The following is a 15,046-nucleotide window of genomic DNA, read 5'->3' as shown; positions in this document are numbered from 1 at the left end:
CAGAATGGACTACTGGGTAATGCTGAGTGACCGAGATAGTTGAGTATTTCTACTCATTTTTGTCTCGGATGATTCACTTTTACTCCCTCAATCCCCCTATGTGCCAGTTGGGGGTGCGGAATGTGGGTTGAAAGTCACCAAAAAATCGGGGGTTACTGCCCCCTCACTCGATAAAGAACTGGTATTGACCGATTTTTGCCAAATCTCGTATATAAAACGTAATTCATCAGTTGATATTTTTCGTTTTACATAGCGGTAACTGTTGCCATAATATGATTTGCCACTTTGAGTAAATTCTGATTTGAGAATTTCGCTAATAACTGTGCTTTTGACGCAACCTGATAGCTGAATTAGAATATCTTCAGTTTCCTCCTGAGCTGATTGCCATTGCTTAATGTCCAGTAAATATTTCAGCCTGCTATAGGTAACATCTCCCTTCGGATTTAGTTCATTGATATATAACCGCAATGCTGCTTCGATCGCAGGTTCTTGGCTACTTTGAAGTTGTGAAAATGCAGCCTTTTGTTCTGCCTTGGTTCCGCGATTTAGTGTTTGAAAAGCTTGGTATAAACTAGAGTTTTGAGGTTGCTTGATTTTCATGTAGCTGTGGAATATAGCAACTGCATCGCATCGCTCTGGATTGCAAAAATCTGCTAGCCATAGCTTGATGGTTTTGTTGCTGCCAGAGTCAGACGAATAAGTGGCAAGGAATTGCCCGTTCGGGCTAAATGATGAGGAGAAACGAGAGTCCGACGCAAAAGTAGTTATGACTGTACCCGTCTTTACATCCCACAGCTTGATGGTTGCGATCGCAGGGGAATTGTCAGGGAGTTGCCCATTAATGGTAAACGAATCGCCTGCAGCATCCACTCTTTTTGTTTTATCCATACCGGCACCGACAAGGAGTTGTCCGTCGGAGCTGAAGGCTACGTATTCAACCAACCTTGAATACCCAGTGAGAGTAGTTTTAAGCGTACCCGTCTCTATATCCCACAGCTTGATGGTTCTGTCTCGACTGCCACTGGCAAGGAGTTGACCATTGGGGCTAAAGGCTACGGAGCAAATATCATATGAATGCCCAGTGAGAGTAGTTTTAAGCGTACCCGTCTCTATATCCCACAGCTTGATGGTTCTGTCTTGACTGCCACTGGCAAGGAGTTTCCCGTTGGAGCTAAAGGCTACGGAGTAAACAATATAATAAAATGAATGCCCAGTGAAAGTAGTTATGAGTGTACCCGTCTCTATATCCCACAGCTTGATGGTTCCGTCTTGACTGCCACTGGCAAGGAGTTTCCCGTTGGGGCTGAAGGCTACGGAGTGAATATCATATGAATGCCCAGTGAAAGTAGTTATGAGTGTACCCGTCTCTACATCCCACAGCTTGATGATTTTGTCACCAAAACTGGCAAGGAGTTTCCCGTTGGGGCTAAAGACTATCGGGAAGGTTATCGAGTAAGTAGATATTGAATCCAAAGTGAGAGTAGTTTTAACAGTACCTGTCTCTACATCCAACAGGTTGATGGTTTTAGAGTCCCCGTACCAAGTAGCAAGGAGTTGCAAATGGGGGCTGAGGATTACAGAGCTAACTTGTCGTATTATAGGAATATTACGAACGCACCGTAGCGGGCAAGGATTATTTATTTCCAGCACCCTTTTCAATTCTGGCTCTGCATTTTCCTGTAGCAAAGAATAGGCAACGTACCCGACTTCTGACACTTCATCTTTCAAACCGTGCACCAGCAATTCTATGCCTTGTTCCCCATACTTAACTGCTTCTCGCAGCCCAGCAATTCTCATTTTGACATCTGAACTTGCACAACGCTGTTTTGCTCCTTCTATTCCCCCTAAAACTGCTGCGTTGATTAGAGGTTCTAGATTTTGACCGCCAAGAACTGCATCGCCTGGTTTGGGTTGAGAAGATTCCTTTACCATTGCATCTACCTTGCTGTTAAGTTTATTCGTACCTACCAACTTGAATTCTTAAGCTTGAATTTTTGCAAGATGCCTGTTTGCCTGATACATTTAAGATAACAGCGGATTTTTGAGACGGCTATAAGTTGTGAATAAACTTAACATCAATAGATGCGATCGGAGCATCTCACTTTTGCAAAAAAGCAATTTCTTGACAGTGCGAGCGTCCCCGCTCGCGATTTGTAGAATACGCGAGCGGGGACAGCACTATAATAAAGTCAAAACATCAAAACTGAGATGCTCCAGATGCGATCGCCCTCGCGCAATCTGGTAAAATTTGCAATAGCGATAATTATTTTAACAGCTAACAGTCAACGATAAAACGGAGAAGTTCATTGAAAAATATCACTACTTGGACAACATTGGCGGCGAGTTTACTTTTATTGACAGCCGGATTTTTACTTCCCACTAAAGCTAGCAATACATCCTTAAAACTCGCCCAACAGGTTAACTGTAAAAGTCCTCAAACGACACTGGATCAGAATGTGTGTTCCAGCCAAGAGTTTCAGGCAGCAGACAAAAAACTCAATCAAGTATACCAGCAACTTCAACCAAAACTCAACAGCAAACAAAAGCAGAGATTGACTGTTGCACAGCGCAGTTGGCTCAAGTTTCGAGATGAATCTTGCGATTATGAAGCAGGTTACTTTGAGGGTGGTAGCGTGGCTCCTTCTATCTACGGTTATTGCAGAGCCAGAGTCACAAAAGAACGGATTAAAGACTTCGAGCGTTATTTGGAACAAGTAAGTTTGTAAAAGTGCGATCGAATCATCAATATCACAGCAAACTCATCTTATGCGGTATCAAACCCCCCAGCCCAAATTATCTTAAAAGTGATAATAAGCTTTGTTTTTTATTTTATACTTTGACACGCCAATGGTGTAAGATTTAAAATCTAAAATCTACAATATAAAATCGCTATGTCTTTCGTTGGTTTGCACATTCACAGCGATTACAGCCTGCTAGACGGCGCGTCTCAGCTACAACAGCTAGCAGAGCGCGCGGTGGAATTGGGGATGCCCGCGATCGCCCTTACGGATCACGGCGTGATGTATGGCGCGATCGAGCTAATCAAAGTTTGCCGAAATAAAAATATCAAGCCCATCATTGGCAATGAAATGTACGTCGTCAACGGCGACATCGAAGTCAAAGTTCGAGGTAGAAGAAAATACCATCAAGTTGTTTTAGCTAAAAATACGCAAGGTTATAAAAACTTAGTAAAGCTTACCACAATTTCCCATTTAAAAGGAATGCCCGAAAGAGGTATTTTTGCCCGTCCTTGCATCAACAAAGAACTCCTCAAACAATACTCCGAAGGTTTAATTGTTACCAGCGCTTGTTTGGGTGGTGAAGTTCCCCAAATGATTCTGCAAAACAAGCTAGATACTGCCCGCGAAGTTGCCAAATGGTATAAAGAAGTATTTGGAGAAGACTATTATATAGAAATTCAAGACCACGGTTCCCAAGAAGACCGCATGGTTAATGTTGAAATCGTCAAAATTGCCCGCGAATTCAATATTAAAATAATTGCCACCAATGATTCTCACTATATTTCCTGCAACGACGTAGAAGCTCACGATGCTTTGTTGTGCATCAACACCAACAAACTGATTGAAGAAGAAAAGCGGATGCGCTACAGCGGCACAGAATATCTGAAGTCTGCTATGGAGATGGCGCAACTATTTCGAGACCATTTGGATGATGAAACCATCAAAGAGGCGATCGAAACCACCCTAGAAGTAGCAAACAAAGTATCAAGATACGATCTAACAGGAGAAGCTCGGATTCCCACAATTCCAATTCCCCCAGAACATACCGCCGATACCTATGTAGAAGAAATATCTTGGCTAGGATTATTAGAAAGACTCAAAGCCCGTACCAGAAATGAAATTCCCCCAGTCTACAAACAAAGACTAGAATATGAGCTAAAAATGATTCAGCAGATGGGCTTTTCTGAATATTTTTTAGTGGTTTGGGACTACATGAAATATGCTAGAGACAACAATATTCCCGTCGGGCCAGGACGTGGTTCTGCGGCAGGTTCTTTAGTTGCTTATGTCCTCAACATTACAAACATAGACCCTGTACACCACGGACTACTATTCGAGAGATTTCTCAATCCCGAACGTAAATCGATGCCAGATATTGATAGCGATTTCTGCATCGAAAGACGGGACGATATGATTAAATATGTCACAGACAAATATGGTACAGACCGCGTAGCGCAAATTATTACTTTCAACAGAATGACATCAAAAGCTGTTTTGAAAGATGTTGCCAGAGTTTTAGGTATTCCCTACAAAAAAGCCGATGAGATGGCGAAAATGATTCCTGTATCGCGGGGGAAACCGGAAAAACTCAAAGTAATGATTTCCGATGCAACACCGGCACAGGAATTTAAAACCAACTACGAAAATACTATTTGTACTAATGCCGAAACTGGCACCGAAGTCCCAGTGCGTCAGTGGATTGACATGGCAATTCGCATTGAAGGAACTAACAAAACCTATGGTGTTCATGCCGCCGGCGTGGTGATTTCTTCCATCCCCCTTGATGAAATTGTGCCCCTGCAAAAGAATGAAAATGGTGCTGTAATCACCCAATATTTTATGGAAGACTTGGAATTTTTGGGGTTACTCAAAATGGACTTTCTGGGACTCAAAAATTTAACGACTCTCCAAAAAACTGTTGATTATGTTAAGCAAACTCAAGATATAACTATCAATGCTGAAGGCTTACCTTCTGACATAGAACGCAGAGCTCAAGAGACATTTACTAGGAACAACAAGTTACCCGGTGATGTAGCAAAGACTTATCAACTATTAGAAAAAGGAGATTTAGAAGGTATTTTTCAGCTAGAATCTTCTGGGATGCTGGATGTAGTAAAAAAAATCAAACCTTCTTGTCTGGATGATATTTCTTCTATTCTGGCGCTTTATCGTCCCGGCCCGCTGGATGCTGGTTTGATTCCACAATTTATCGATCGCAAACACGGCAGAGAAGTGGTTAAATACGACCATCCGCTGTTAGAACCGATTTTGAAAGAGACCTATGGAACGCTTTGTTTCCAAGAGCAAATCATGCGGATGGCTCAAGATTTGGCGGGCTATTCTTTAGGGCAAGCTGATTTGCTGCGCCGCGCCATGGGCAAGAAGAAGGCTGATGAAATGCAGAAGCAAAAGGAAACATTTATTGATGGGGCAACTAAAAATGGTGTCACTCAAAGAATTGCCGAAGAGTTGTTTGGGCAGATGCTACAATTCGCGGAATATTGCTTGAGCTATGACACGCAGATATTGACGGTGGAATATGGGCCGATGGCAATTGGTAAAATTGTTGAGGAACAAATTCAGTGCACAGTTTACAGTGTTGATAGTAATGGTTATATTTACACACAGCCAATTGCACAGTGGCATCGCCGGGGAATGCAGGAGGTTTTTGAGTATTGTCTCGAAGATGGCTCGATAATTCGCGCTACAAAAGATCACAAGTTTATGACTGCTGACGGTCAAATGCTGCCCATTGATATAATCTTTGAAAAAGGATTAGAATTAAAACAAATCAACCCTCTATTAGATATATAAAATGTATTTAGACTATCGCAAACTAACATCTGAAAATAAGCAAAAGATTATTTCTGCTTTTAATGATGGCATGGAATGCCGAGAAATTCCTAACTACCTTGGTGTGAGCGAGAGAGCGGTTTCAAGAGTTTTAAAAGAAGCTGATATTAATACTAAGCGGCGAAATCGCTATTCTTTAAATGAAAACTATTTTGATGTAATTGACTCTCACTCTAAAGCTTATTTGTTAGGCTTGATAGCTGCTGATGGCTGCGTTACTAGCACTAATTATATAGCTTTTGAATCTATTGACAAGGAACTTACAGAAATGCTGAGTATAGAGCTACAATACTCTGGCGAAATTAGAGTTATTCAGCTTCAAAATTATGCTCCTCACTACCGAATAAATTTTTCTTCTGAACAACTGGCAAACTCTTTACGCGGTTACGGTATCATAGCAGGAAGGACTTTTTCGGGAGTTACTTATTTCCCGATATCAAAATATTTAGGGTCTTATGTGTTAGGCTACTTTGATGGTGATGGTTGTGCTTATCTAAACAAGGGTAGAAGTGGTGGTTTAGTGTGCATCGTTGGTTCCTTTGAACTTGCCTGCGAACTATCAATGCACCTAGGCATGGGTTCTGTACAAGAGCATATATTTAAAAAAGTTTATTATTGGAGAATATTTAGTCGAAAAAACATACAAGCATTTTATGATTTTGTATATCAGTATCCCCAATTGGGACTGCAACGAAAGAAAACTAAAATTGAGGCTATTCTAAGGAGTTATAAACATGGTTAAAATTATTAGTCGCAAATCTCTAGGAACTCAAGAGGTATATGACATAGGTGTTGAAAAAGACCACAATTTTATTCTAGAAAATAGTCTAGTTGCATCTAACTGCTTTAATAAATCCCATTCAATGGCCTATGCCTATATCACTTATCAAACTGCTTATTTAAAAGCAAATTTTCCTGTTGAATACATGGCTGCACTGCTGACAGCTAACCGAGGCGATCAGGAGAAAGTACAGAGATATATTGCTAATTGTATCAAGCTGAAGATTGACGTTGAGCCACCTGATATTAATGGTTCTGAACTTACTTTTACGCCATTGCCGATGGAGATGACAAAAGCCGAAAAACATAAAATTTTGTTTGGGATTTCGGCAGTTAAAAATGTTGGTGAAGGGGCAATTGAGAATATTTTGGAGGCGCGCAGGTCAGGGGGTCATTTTAAGTCTTTACCAGATTTGTGCGATCGCGTAAATCTACATTCTGTCAACCGCCGCGCCCTAGAAGCCTTGATTCACTGTGGTGCTTTTGACAAAATCGCACCCAACCGCCGTCAATTAATAAACGACCTTGAAGGGGTGATGAAATGGGCCCAAGACCGCAAAAAAGATCGGGAAAGCGGTCAAGGTAATCTGTTTGACTTGTTAGGTGGGAACAGCTTTGCTAAGTCGGCGAATACCTATGATTCGGCCCCAAAATCAAAAACTGTGAAAGATTTTGACACGCAGGAAAAATTGCGTTTAGAAAAAGAATTGCTGGGTTTTTATGTATCAGAGCATCCCCTCAAGTTTCTGCTTCAATCCAATCAAGATCCAGATGTGGTGACTCTCGCACAGTTAGCCGAGAAAAAGGGTAAAGTATCCGTTATTGTCATGCTCAATGCTATCAAACTTGTAGTGACAAAAAAAGGCGATGCGATGGCAATTTTGCAGTTAGAAGATTTGACACACCAAATCAAAGCTGTTGTGTTTCCCAAGAGTTATGAAGAAGTTAAACAGCATATTACAGAGAATGCTATCTTACAGATTAGTGGGAAAATTGAGAAGGATGGCGAGGAAATTCAGATCATTGTAGATACTGCAAAGCCTGTAGCAACACCAGAGGTTACAGAGGAAATCGAGAGCCCACTACCGGAAACACAAAATTCTTGGGCGGCGCCATCGGAAACACAAAATTCTTGGGCGGCGCCATCGGAAACACAAAATTCTTGGGTGGCGCCATCGGAAACACAAAATTCTTGGGGGAATCAACCGGAAATACAAAATTCTTGGGCGAATCAACCGGTCAACTTTGGACGATCGACAAAACCAGTGGAAGTTACAGAAATGGTGATTGTCAAGTTTACACCGTCGCAGGTGCAAGATGTCAAAAACCTTAATTCCCTGAAAGCTATTTTGCAAGAACTTTCCAATCGTGGAGAGGATGCTAGCGTTTCGGTGGGGGGAATCGTTGTCGGTGAATATTGCTGTCAACCTCTTCGGATCAAGCGTCAATTGTGGGTACAAGATGGCGATGGCGCTGTTAGCCGTCTCAAGTCGGCGGGATTTGATGCTTGGGTTTTCCCTCTCGACAGTCGCGGGGATGCTGCAATATTTCGGGAAATGCGATCGCAACTTAAGATATATTCTTGGGCCAATCGCTTACTTGACGCAGATGTCGATCGCATTTCCCAGTATCTCAGTTATCTCGCCCAACTAAACAAACGCCCGCCAAATTAACATTTCATCCCCATCGCCACCGGTGACTAAAGTTTTGCCATCAGGACTAAAAGCCACCGGATTGCGGCCAACTAAGCTGCACAAACATTCGCCTGTTTGCAAGTTCCAGATTTTAACTGTACCATCTCGACTGCCGCTAGCCATAGTTTCGCGATCGGGACTGATAGCCACCGATATCACCTCATCAGAATGGCCGCTCAAAGTATTAATCAATTCCCCGGTATCGGGATTCCACAATTTTACGGTAGTATCGGCACTACCGCTGACAATCATCTTACCATCTTGGCTAAAGGCGATCGCATAAACCCAATCAGAATGTCCGACAAAAGTCCGCACACTCTGGGCCATCCCTACACGCCAAACCTTAATAGTTTTGTCCGCACTACCGCTAGCCAGCATCATACTTTGAGGGCGAAAACTCACAGATAAAACCTTGTCAGAATGTCCCGAAAGTTTGTGAACTAAAGCTCCGTTGTGCTGGTTCCACAGCTTAATACTATTGTCGCCACTAGCGCTTGCTATTGCCCCTCCATCGCAGCTAAAAGCCACCGAATATACGGAGCCGTACCGGTGACTGTACGGCGACCCATAATCGCTGTAAAACTCGCGAATCATCGCCTTTTTATCCAGCTTCCACTCAATAACTTTTCTGTCAAAACTGCCGCTAACCAGCATTCTCCCATCGGGGCTGATAGCCACCGCATCAACCGTCGCGCAATGGCCGAAAAAAGTATGGATTAATTCCCCTGTTTGCAGGTTCCACAGCTTAATTGTTTTATCGTCGCTGGCGCTAGCGAGAATATTGCCTTGAGGGCTAATTGCAATAGCATTAACCGAGTCTGAATGACCGTGAAGAATGCGCGCGCACTGCCAGTTATGAGATAATAATTGCGGGTTGCTAGCTGCGGTTGTCACCTGCACATTCTGAGGTGGCGCGGCAGATACGGCGGTTGCTGTCGCTGTCTGCGAGTGAGTTACAGACGAATTAATGGCTATTTTGGTGCGATAGTTATACGCAATTTGCGATCGGGGATATTGCCCAAATTTCACCAAGTCGTGCAGCACTTCTGCCGCGGATTGATATCGCTCCCTTACGGAATCTTTGAGCAATTTATTTAAAATAGTTGTTAATTTTTGGCTGACTTTGATGCCTTTTTGCGCTAAGTGCGATCGCCAAATCCATTTGCATTCCAAAGCATCGAACAAATCATTCAGCACCGCCCCAGTCAGCAAGTGAATGCAGGTAACGCCCAAACTGTAAAGGTCGCTCGCCGGATACGCCTTACCGCTGCGAATTTGTTCGATCGGTGCATAGCCAGCAGTTCCCGTTATCGTACCAGTTTTCGCCTCAGAAATCGCGCTAATGTGCTTAGCAACTCCAAAATCTACCAGCACAAACTGACCCCCCCTCGATTTCCCCTGTACAGTAGAAGATTCTGCCAGACTTATCCCTTTTTTTCCATTACCAGGAGTCGAGAAAGTTTGGGGATTTCTCCGCAGAATATTTTCCGGCTTAATATCCCGATGAATTACCTGCCGCTCGTGCACGAATTGCAAAACAGGCAACAAATTAATCAACAATTCCCAAATCTGTTCCTCGCTAAAAGCTCCGCGCTGCTGCAACTCCTGAAACAAATTATTTCCTTCGATTAACTCTTCTACAAGATACAGGTGTTTTGCTTGTTCAAAAGAAGCCAGTAAACTTGGAATCTGCGGGTGTTCTCCGAGTTCGTACAGGCGATGAGCTTCTTGTTTAAACAGTGAAGTTGCCTTTTCTAATTCTGCCTTTTCTTGAACGTGGGGGAAAAATTGTTTAATGGCGCAGCGACTTTTCAACCTATCTTCATCGACAGCTAAAAAAGTTCTGCCAAATGTTCCTTCACCGATAGGTTGAAGGGCGCGGTAACGCTCTTTCAGCAGCAATTTTGAGCCGCACGCCAGACAAAACTTGGTTGAATCACGATTCTGCGGCTTGTTGCAATGGGGATTGAGACAATAGCTCATCTTTTTCCTGCCTGGAGATTCCCACCAAAGCTAGACTTAGCAATATGGTAGTCTATTTCCGCTGACGGCGAGAGCAGGATTGTCGATCGCGCCACAGATAGGGCTTTTCTCCACCCAAAATCTCGGATCTCAGGCAAGCTCGGCGCTAGAAGTGCTTGATTTGAGTTTCCACATATTTTAATGCTTGCCTAAAATTTTGCAAGTAAGCCGATCGGCAACTCTAGAATGCGCTTCGCCGTAAAAACCCAGTTTCTAGCCAAAATCAGCTATTGTCAGCGATGGATGTTAAGCCAGAAACCGGGTTTTATACCAGAAATAATTGGTTGAAAGCATCTCCCTTTGGCGTAGAAATTAAAATCAGACGATTCATTACTCCAATCCTCTTCCTTCTAGGTAGAGATCGCCCTCAACTGTCAACTGTCAACTGTCAACTGTCAACTGTCAACTGTCAACGGCGGCTATTTTCCCCCGTCTGCAAGACATTCTTCCTCCTCGCCACCATTCTGTGAGGATGCTTTGGCTTTAATCACCGCTTCCCGAAAGCCTAAAACTACTAAAATATTGGCAAGTGTCAAGAATAGTTCCGCACAACCGTGGAGCCAATCGACATTTGCTAGCGACTCGTTGTAGGCAACTTTTGCGTAAATTGCTGCGGGAATAGTCACACCCACAAACACGAGAGTGCCGTAAAATCCCATCAGAGCTAAACGAGGAGTTTTTCCAGATTTCGTCAAAAACCAGAGAAAACCCAAGTAGGGAAATAGAGACACCACAAATAAACTTTCTTTGGAAATCATTAGTATTTGGTGAGCGACCAGATACCATCATAGATTAAAAAATTAAAAATTAATGTGAATAAATTTTAACTTTTTGTGGTTAATTTTTCATGTCTAATTTGAAAGTCTAATTTGATAAAGGAACCCATTTCTGTCGAACTGCTAGAGACTGCTATATAAATCCTAGACAAGCCTAGTCATTAATTCTCATTTCACAGGGGGCATCGGAGCGGCTATCCCTCCATGAGCATTCAAGGTTAAGCCAACCTCGATAAGTTAATCGCCGCGTTGAGATCGCGGTCGATAGATATGCCGCACGAGCAACAGTCATAGGTGCGTTTTTTGAGAGGCATATCCTGAATATTTCCACAACTAAAACAAGTTTTAGAACTGGGATACCACCGACTAATTATTATTAGTTTGGAGCCGAATTTCTGGCACTTATACTCTAGTTGTCGCCTGAATTCATGGAATCCACAATCAGCAATTGCTTTGGCTAGCTTATGATTAGCCATCATCCCGGCTACATTCAAATCTTCAATTACTACTTGGGCGTGGTTTTTGCTCAAATAAGTAGTAACGTGATGAAGAGTATTTTTGCGGAGATTGGCAATTCGATTGTGTTGTTTAGCCACTTTCATCCTGGCTTTGAATCGACGATTGCTACCTTTATTTTTTCGAGATAATTGCTTCTGCAATCGCTTCAACTTAGCTGCTTCTCGGTCATAATGTTTGGAATTTTCAAACACAACTCCCGTTGAAAGTGTAGCTAGGGTTTTAATGCCTAAATCTACTCCTACAACTTCAAATTGCTTGATTGTTACTTGTTCTGGTTGCTCATAGGCAAAAGACAAATACCAATCTTCAGCAATTCTAGAAATCGTCATCTTAGAAGTGGTGACATTTGGCAATCCCTCAAAGGTTCTGAGCCAGCCAATTGTCGGTAATTTAATCCTGACACCACCAACTCTCATCGGCTTGCCACCAGCATCGATAGTGAAAGAATCGTGTTGAAACTTCTTTTTAAAATTGGGATAAGCACCAAGTCCTTTAAAGAAACGATCGAACGCATTACCTAATTGGTCGAAAGCATATTGAGTGATCTTTTGACAAATTCCTTTTTCTTTAATCCATTCTAGCTCTGGCTTGACGTGATTATTGAAAAACTTTTTGAGAATATATTTGTTGGGCTTTAATCCATCTTGGTACAAGTTTTGCCAAGTCGCCAAACCCCAATTGTATGTAAAACGAGCTATTCCAGCGTGTTTACTCATCAATTGTTTTTCGGCACTTGTTAATTTTAACTTGGTCTTGATCGATAACAGCACAAGCATCAATTAAATAACTTTCTCGATCGTAGGCTTTTTTCTCTAGGTTTGTCAAGTTTTTCTATTACCTTAGTCTACATTTGTCTAGCCTTTGTCAACCTCACCCAAGCCCATAGCTTTTAACCTTCTCCGCAGCAGGTCGCTAGTATTAAAAATCCCTGACCCGCGCGGAGACACAACCCGTAACTCTTCCCCTAACACCGTTATTAGGATAACACATTTTCAACCGTGCCAGTCTGTTAATTGTTACTTTACCCAGCAATCGGAAACTGAGATATGTCCAAAGTTGTCGGTCTGCTAGGTATCAAGGAAGTATCGCTCAAAACCTCTAAATCAGCAAAGCGTTTTCTATCTGTTGCGATAATTTCTTGGAGCTTAGCATCAAAATCAAAACGCGGGCCACAATCCCAAAGTTTGAATTGCCAGTGTCCGCTACATACCGTAATTTGCAGTTGAATAGGAGTTTCTGCGGGCAGATTTTTGTGAGCGTGACGAACTGCATTAGTGAAACCTTCAGCTAAAGCTAGCTGTAATTGGAACCAAACCTCATTGGGGATCGATACATCTTGCAACTGCTCCAACCAGTCCAAAACTTTAGTTAAAGCATTCATATCTGTGTTGACTTGCAGGCTGATGTTTTTAAAAGAACTTTCATTCAGTTCCGCTTCCTGCTCAATGTCATCTTGCCAATCCCACTTCTTTAAAAAATTCATTAACCCATCTAAAGCGCTAGCCTTTTTTATCTTTTGCGATCGATCGCGACTTTCTACTTCGTAACTTTTGCTCAGCGACAAACAATTTCGACCGTCGAAAGTCCGGGTGTAACTCAGCTCGTCTGCAATCTGCCACATGAGTTTGATGCCTCTGCCGCCTTCTGCCAGTTGATCTATGCTGTTCGACATTAATTTTCCTCGTCTGAAAGTATTAGTTGTACCCAATTTTCACACCCGCCGACACACCTTGTCTTTTTTTATACTTGCTTGTTAAGTATAATTTCGGCGATCACACCAAAATGCTATCTTTTTTGCAGAAGGAATCGCATCAGCAATATGTCTTAAGAGTCTAAGCCAATTGGCTTATTTACCGATCGCCTGTACGGAGAGGGATCGCCCCCGTAGCACAATCCGCCTGCATCCACCAGAAATTACCGAATCACTGCCGGAGCTCATTTACCCCAGCCGTCGCCAACTACAAAATACAAGGCATTGAGCCACTGCCAACGGTGGCTCGCCGGTAGCCTGCAAAGCTGATTCGAGGTAATCGCTCTCATCCTAAAGGAGTAAGTAATATCCGCAAATGCGATCGTCCGCGAATCTCACACCGGCGTGCCACGTCAATCCACTAGACTAAGACTGCTGCAAACAAGGCCGTTTCTGCTAAAAATATTGGATTTGACAGCGAAAAATCTAGCAATAAACCCTGTTTTTAGCCCCGCGCGCGTTATTCCAGGAGAAAACTAGGCGATAAAACGCAGTTAGATGAATTACCCGGACTAAGCTTTGCTTGCATCTACATAGTCTGTTATGTTCGAGGAGATTCCGGCAGAGGGGAGAGATCCAGGGAGAAAGTCTGATGAGGAGATGATTTGACAACTAGGTAATAGGTAATTGACATATACAATTTAAACGCGCAACACCTGATGACAAAAATTAAACTGACAATTCTGGCAGCAGTGATTCTGCTACTCCCATTTGGCGCAGCAGTTCCCTTACAAGCTCAAAATCTGCCTCTAATCAAGCGGCTGCTAGCAACAAGAGGATGTCCCGGATGCGACTTATTTGGTGCTTCCTTGAGCCGTGCAGATTTGTTTGGCGCTTCCTTGAGTCGCGCCACTCTCAGCAGGGCCGACTTAGTAGATGCGGATTTGACTGCGGCGGATTTAATGGAAGCTAATTTAAATAACGCCAACATGAGAAATGCCTTTTTAATCGATGCCGACCTCAGCAAAGCCGACATGAGCAGGGCAGACATCAGGGGAGCAAACTTAGAAAATGCCAATCTCAGCGAGAGTTCTCTGCTCGACGCATCTCTCCAGTTGGCTAACTTAAAATGCAGTAATTTGATCGCAGCTAACCTAAGTCGAAGTGACCTGAGAAATGCCGATTTTACAGGGGCAAACCTTAGCGGTGCTGACCTCAAAGAAGCTGATTTAAGCGGTGCAAATCTCAGCGGTGCTGACCTCAGAGGGGCCGATTTGAGCGATGCGAGATTGAACAAAGCTAATTTTACAGATGCTAATTTATGTGGCGCCCGGATGCCGAACCGCAAAATATCTCGGCGAGGTTGTGATGTTAAAAAACAACAACCGATTAGCTCGAACAATTACTGCAATTACTGCCGTGCCGTCAATGACTGGTGGTTAGATATTTTAAGGTTGAATTAAGTGGTAAGCCGTTGATAGGGGTTGATTCTTAGGTACGTAGTTGCGCTTCAGCGCTCTTTTATATATATAAGATAAGAGCGCTGAAGCTTAGGTACGTAGTTGCGCTTCAGCGCTCTTTTATATATATAAGATAAGAGCGCTAAAGCGCAACTACGTACCTGTGTTTTATCATATATAAGATAAGAGCGCTAAAGCGCAACTACGTACCTTTTTTTTCTGATAGTTGCGCCTGGACTTTCTTTTTTTACGATCGCACTATGAGCTCACGCACCCTACAATAAAAATTTGCTCACTACCCCCAGATATTCTGCACCGCCGATTTGTGCCGCATTATTGTGTCCTCCATTGGGAACCATGTAAAGCTGTTTGGGCTCGGGTGCTGGGCGTTGCTGAATCAAGGTATGAATGCTCCAGGAATGGGAATATCGTCAAACTTCAAGTAATGTATTAATAATTTAATAGAATGCTTGAGCATTTCCTCACATTTAGAATAACAAAGAGTCTTGCG

The 15,046-nt window shown here is 42.9% G+C and carries 12 protein-coding genes; 6 read left to right on the top strand and 6 right to left on the bottom strand.

The genetic code is table 11. The features are described 5' to 3' along the window. Window positions 1-96: 96 nt before the first annotated feature. Window positions 97-1,932 carry a hypothetical protein gene (locus QZW82_RS31070; RefSeq protein WP_293157891.1) on the bottom strand — a complete coding sequence of 612 codons (1,836 nt, stop codon included), beginning with the start codon at window positions 1,930-1,932 and terminating at the stop codon, window positions 97-99. A 374-nt stretch (window positions 1,933-2,306) separates the two neighbouring features. Between QZW82_RS31070 and QZW82_RS31065 the strand changes: the two genes are divergently transcribed. The 4 genes from QZW82_RS31065 to QZW82_RS31050 all read left to right on the top strand — a co-directional run bounded on the left by QZW82_RS31065 (window position 2,307) and on the right by QZW82_RS31050 (window position 8,047). Continuing rightward, entirely contained in the window at window positions 2,307-2,726 is a 420-nt protein-coding gene (locus QZW82_RS31065) for a lysozyme inhibitor LprI family protein (RefSeq protein ID WP_293157888.1), read from the top strand. Between the two features lie 165 nt (window positions 2,727-2,891). Further along, the gene (locus QZW82_RS31060; protein WP_293157885.1) at window positions 2,892-5,555 is read left to right on the top strand and encodes a DNA polymerase III subunit alpha; all 2,664 of its coding nucleotides are present in this window, start codon (window positions 2,892-2,894) and stop codon (window positions 5,553-5,555) included. Window position 5,556: 1 nt separating this feature from the next. Then, entirely contained in the window at window positions 5,557-6,336 is a 780-nt protein-coding gene (locus QZW82_RS31055) for an endonuclease (protein WP_293157882.1), read from the top strand. Then, window positions 6,329-8,047, top strand: coding sequence for an OB-fold nucleic acid binding domain-containing protein (locus tag QZW82_RS31050; protein WP_293157879.1), 1,719 nt, complete (start codon window positions 6,329-6,331; stop codon window positions 8,045-8,047). Before QZW82_RS31055 ends, QZW82_RS31050 begins: the two co-directional genes overlap by 8 nt. On the opposite strand, the gene QZW82_RS31045 is transcribed toward QZW82_RS31050, so the two are convergent. Then, window positions 8,024-10,051, bottom strand: a complete 2,028-nt coding sequence (locus QZW82_RS31045; RefSeq protein ID WP_293157876.1) for a serine/threonine-protein kinase — start codon at window positions 10,049-10,051, stop codon at window positions 8,024-8,026. The two genes, QZW82_RS31050 and QZW82_RS31045, sit on opposite strands and share 24 nt — an antisense overlap. A 269-nt stretch (window positions 10,052-10,320) precedes the next feature. On the opposite strand from QZW82_RS31045, the gene QZW82_RS31040 reads away from it, so the two are divergent. After that, the gene (locus QZW82_RS31040) at window positions 10,321-10,560 is read left to right on the top strand and encodes a hypothetical protein (protein ID WP_293157873.1); all 240 of its coding nucleotides are present in this window, start codon (window positions 10,321-10,323) and stop codon (window positions 10,558-10,560) included. Here QZW82_RS31040 and QZW82_RS31035 read toward each other — a convergent pair. From QZW82_RS31035 to QZW82_RS31025, 3 genes are all read right to left on the bottom strand, one after another. Then, window positions 10,510-10,848 carry a DUF3593 domain-containing protein gene (locus QZW82_RS31035; protein WP_293157870.1) on the bottom strand — a complete coding sequence of 113 codons (339 nt, stop codon included), beginning with the start codon at window positions 10,846-10,848 and terminating at the stop codon, window positions 10,510-10,512. The genes QZW82_RS31040 and QZW82_RS31035 overlap by 51 nt on opposite strands. Before the next feature lie 236 nt (window positions 10,849-11,084). Then, window positions 11,085-12,101: an RNA-guided endonuclease TnpB family protein gene (locus QZW82_RS31030; protein WP_293157867.1), complete on the bottom strand. Its 1,017-nt coding sequence runs from the start codon at window positions 12,099-12,101 to the stop codon at window positions 11,085-11,087. Between the two features lie 305 nt (window positions 12,102-12,406). Beyond that, window positions 12,407-13,057, bottom strand: coding sequence for an ATP-binding protein (locus tag QZW82_RS31025; protein ID WP_293157864.1), 651 nt, complete (start codon window positions 13,055-13,057; stop codon window positions 12,407-12,409). A 737-nt stretch (window positions 13,058-13,794) separates the two neighbouring features. Here QZW82_RS31025 and QZW82_RS31020 point away from each other — a divergent pair. After that, window positions 13,795-14,538 carry a pentapeptide repeat-containing protein gene (locus tag QZW82_RS31020; protein WP_293157861.1) on the top strand — a complete coding sequence of 248 codons (744 nt, stop codon included), beginning with the start codon at window positions 13,795-13,797 and terminating at the stop codon, window positions 14,536-14,538. Window positions 14,539-14,810: 272 nt separating this feature from the next. On the opposite strand, the gene QZW82_RS31015 is transcribed toward QZW82_RS31020, so the two are convergent. After that, a complete protein-coding gene (locus QZW82_RS31015) occupies window positions 14,811-14,936 on the bottom strand; it encodes a hypothetical protein (protein WP_293157858.1) in 126 nt (41 codons plus the stop codon). Window positions 14,937-15,046 lie beyond the last annotated feature (110 nt).

Source organism: Microcoleus sp. bin48.metabat.b7b8b9.023 (genome assembly GCF_013299185.1).
In the GTDB taxonomy this organism is placed as follows: domain Bacteria; phylum Cyanobacteriota; class Cyanobacteriia; order Cyanobacteriales; family Microcoleaceae; genus Microcoleus.
This window is presented reverse-complemented; position numbering and strand designations above follow the sequence as displayed.

Bases quoted from the DNA above. Each gene is read 5' to 3' on its own strand.
- QZW82_RS31070 (WP_293157891.1), bottom strand. From the start codon at position 1,932: ATGGTAAAGGAATCTTCTCAACCCAAACCAGGCGATGCAGTTCTTGGC.
- QZW82_RS31060 (WP_293157885.1), top strand. From the start codon at position 2,892: ATGTCTTTCGTTGGTTTGCACATTCACAGCGATTACAGCCTGCTAGAC.
- QZW82_RS31055 (WP_293157882.1), top strand. From the start codon at position 5,557: ATGTATTTAGACTATCGCAAACTAACATCTGAAAATAAGCAAAAGATT.
- QZW82_RS31050 (WP_293157879.1), top strand. From the start codon at position 6,329: ATGGTTAAAATTATTAGTCGCAAATCTCTAGGAACTCAAGAGGTATAT.
- QZW82_RS31045 (WP_293157876.1), bottom strand. From the start codon at position 10,051: ATGAGCTATTGTCTCAATCCCCATTGCAACAAGCCGCAGAATCGTGAT.
- QZW82_RS31035 (WP_293157870.1), bottom strand. From the start codon at position 10,848: ATGATTTCCAAAGAAAGTTTATTTGTGGTGTCTCTATTTCCCTACTTG.
- QZW82_RS31030 (WP_293157867.1), bottom strand. From the start codon at position 12,101: ATGAGTAAACACGCTGGAATAGCTCGTTTTACATACAATTGGGGTTTG.
- QZW82_RS31025 (WP_293157864.1), bottom strand. From the start codon at position 13,057: ATGTCGAACAGCATAGATCAACTGGCAGAAGGCGGCAGAGGCATCAAA.
- QZW82_RS31020 (WP_293157861.1), top strand. From the start codon at position 13,795: ATGACAAAAATTAAACTGACAATTCTGGCAGCAGTGATTCTGCTACTC.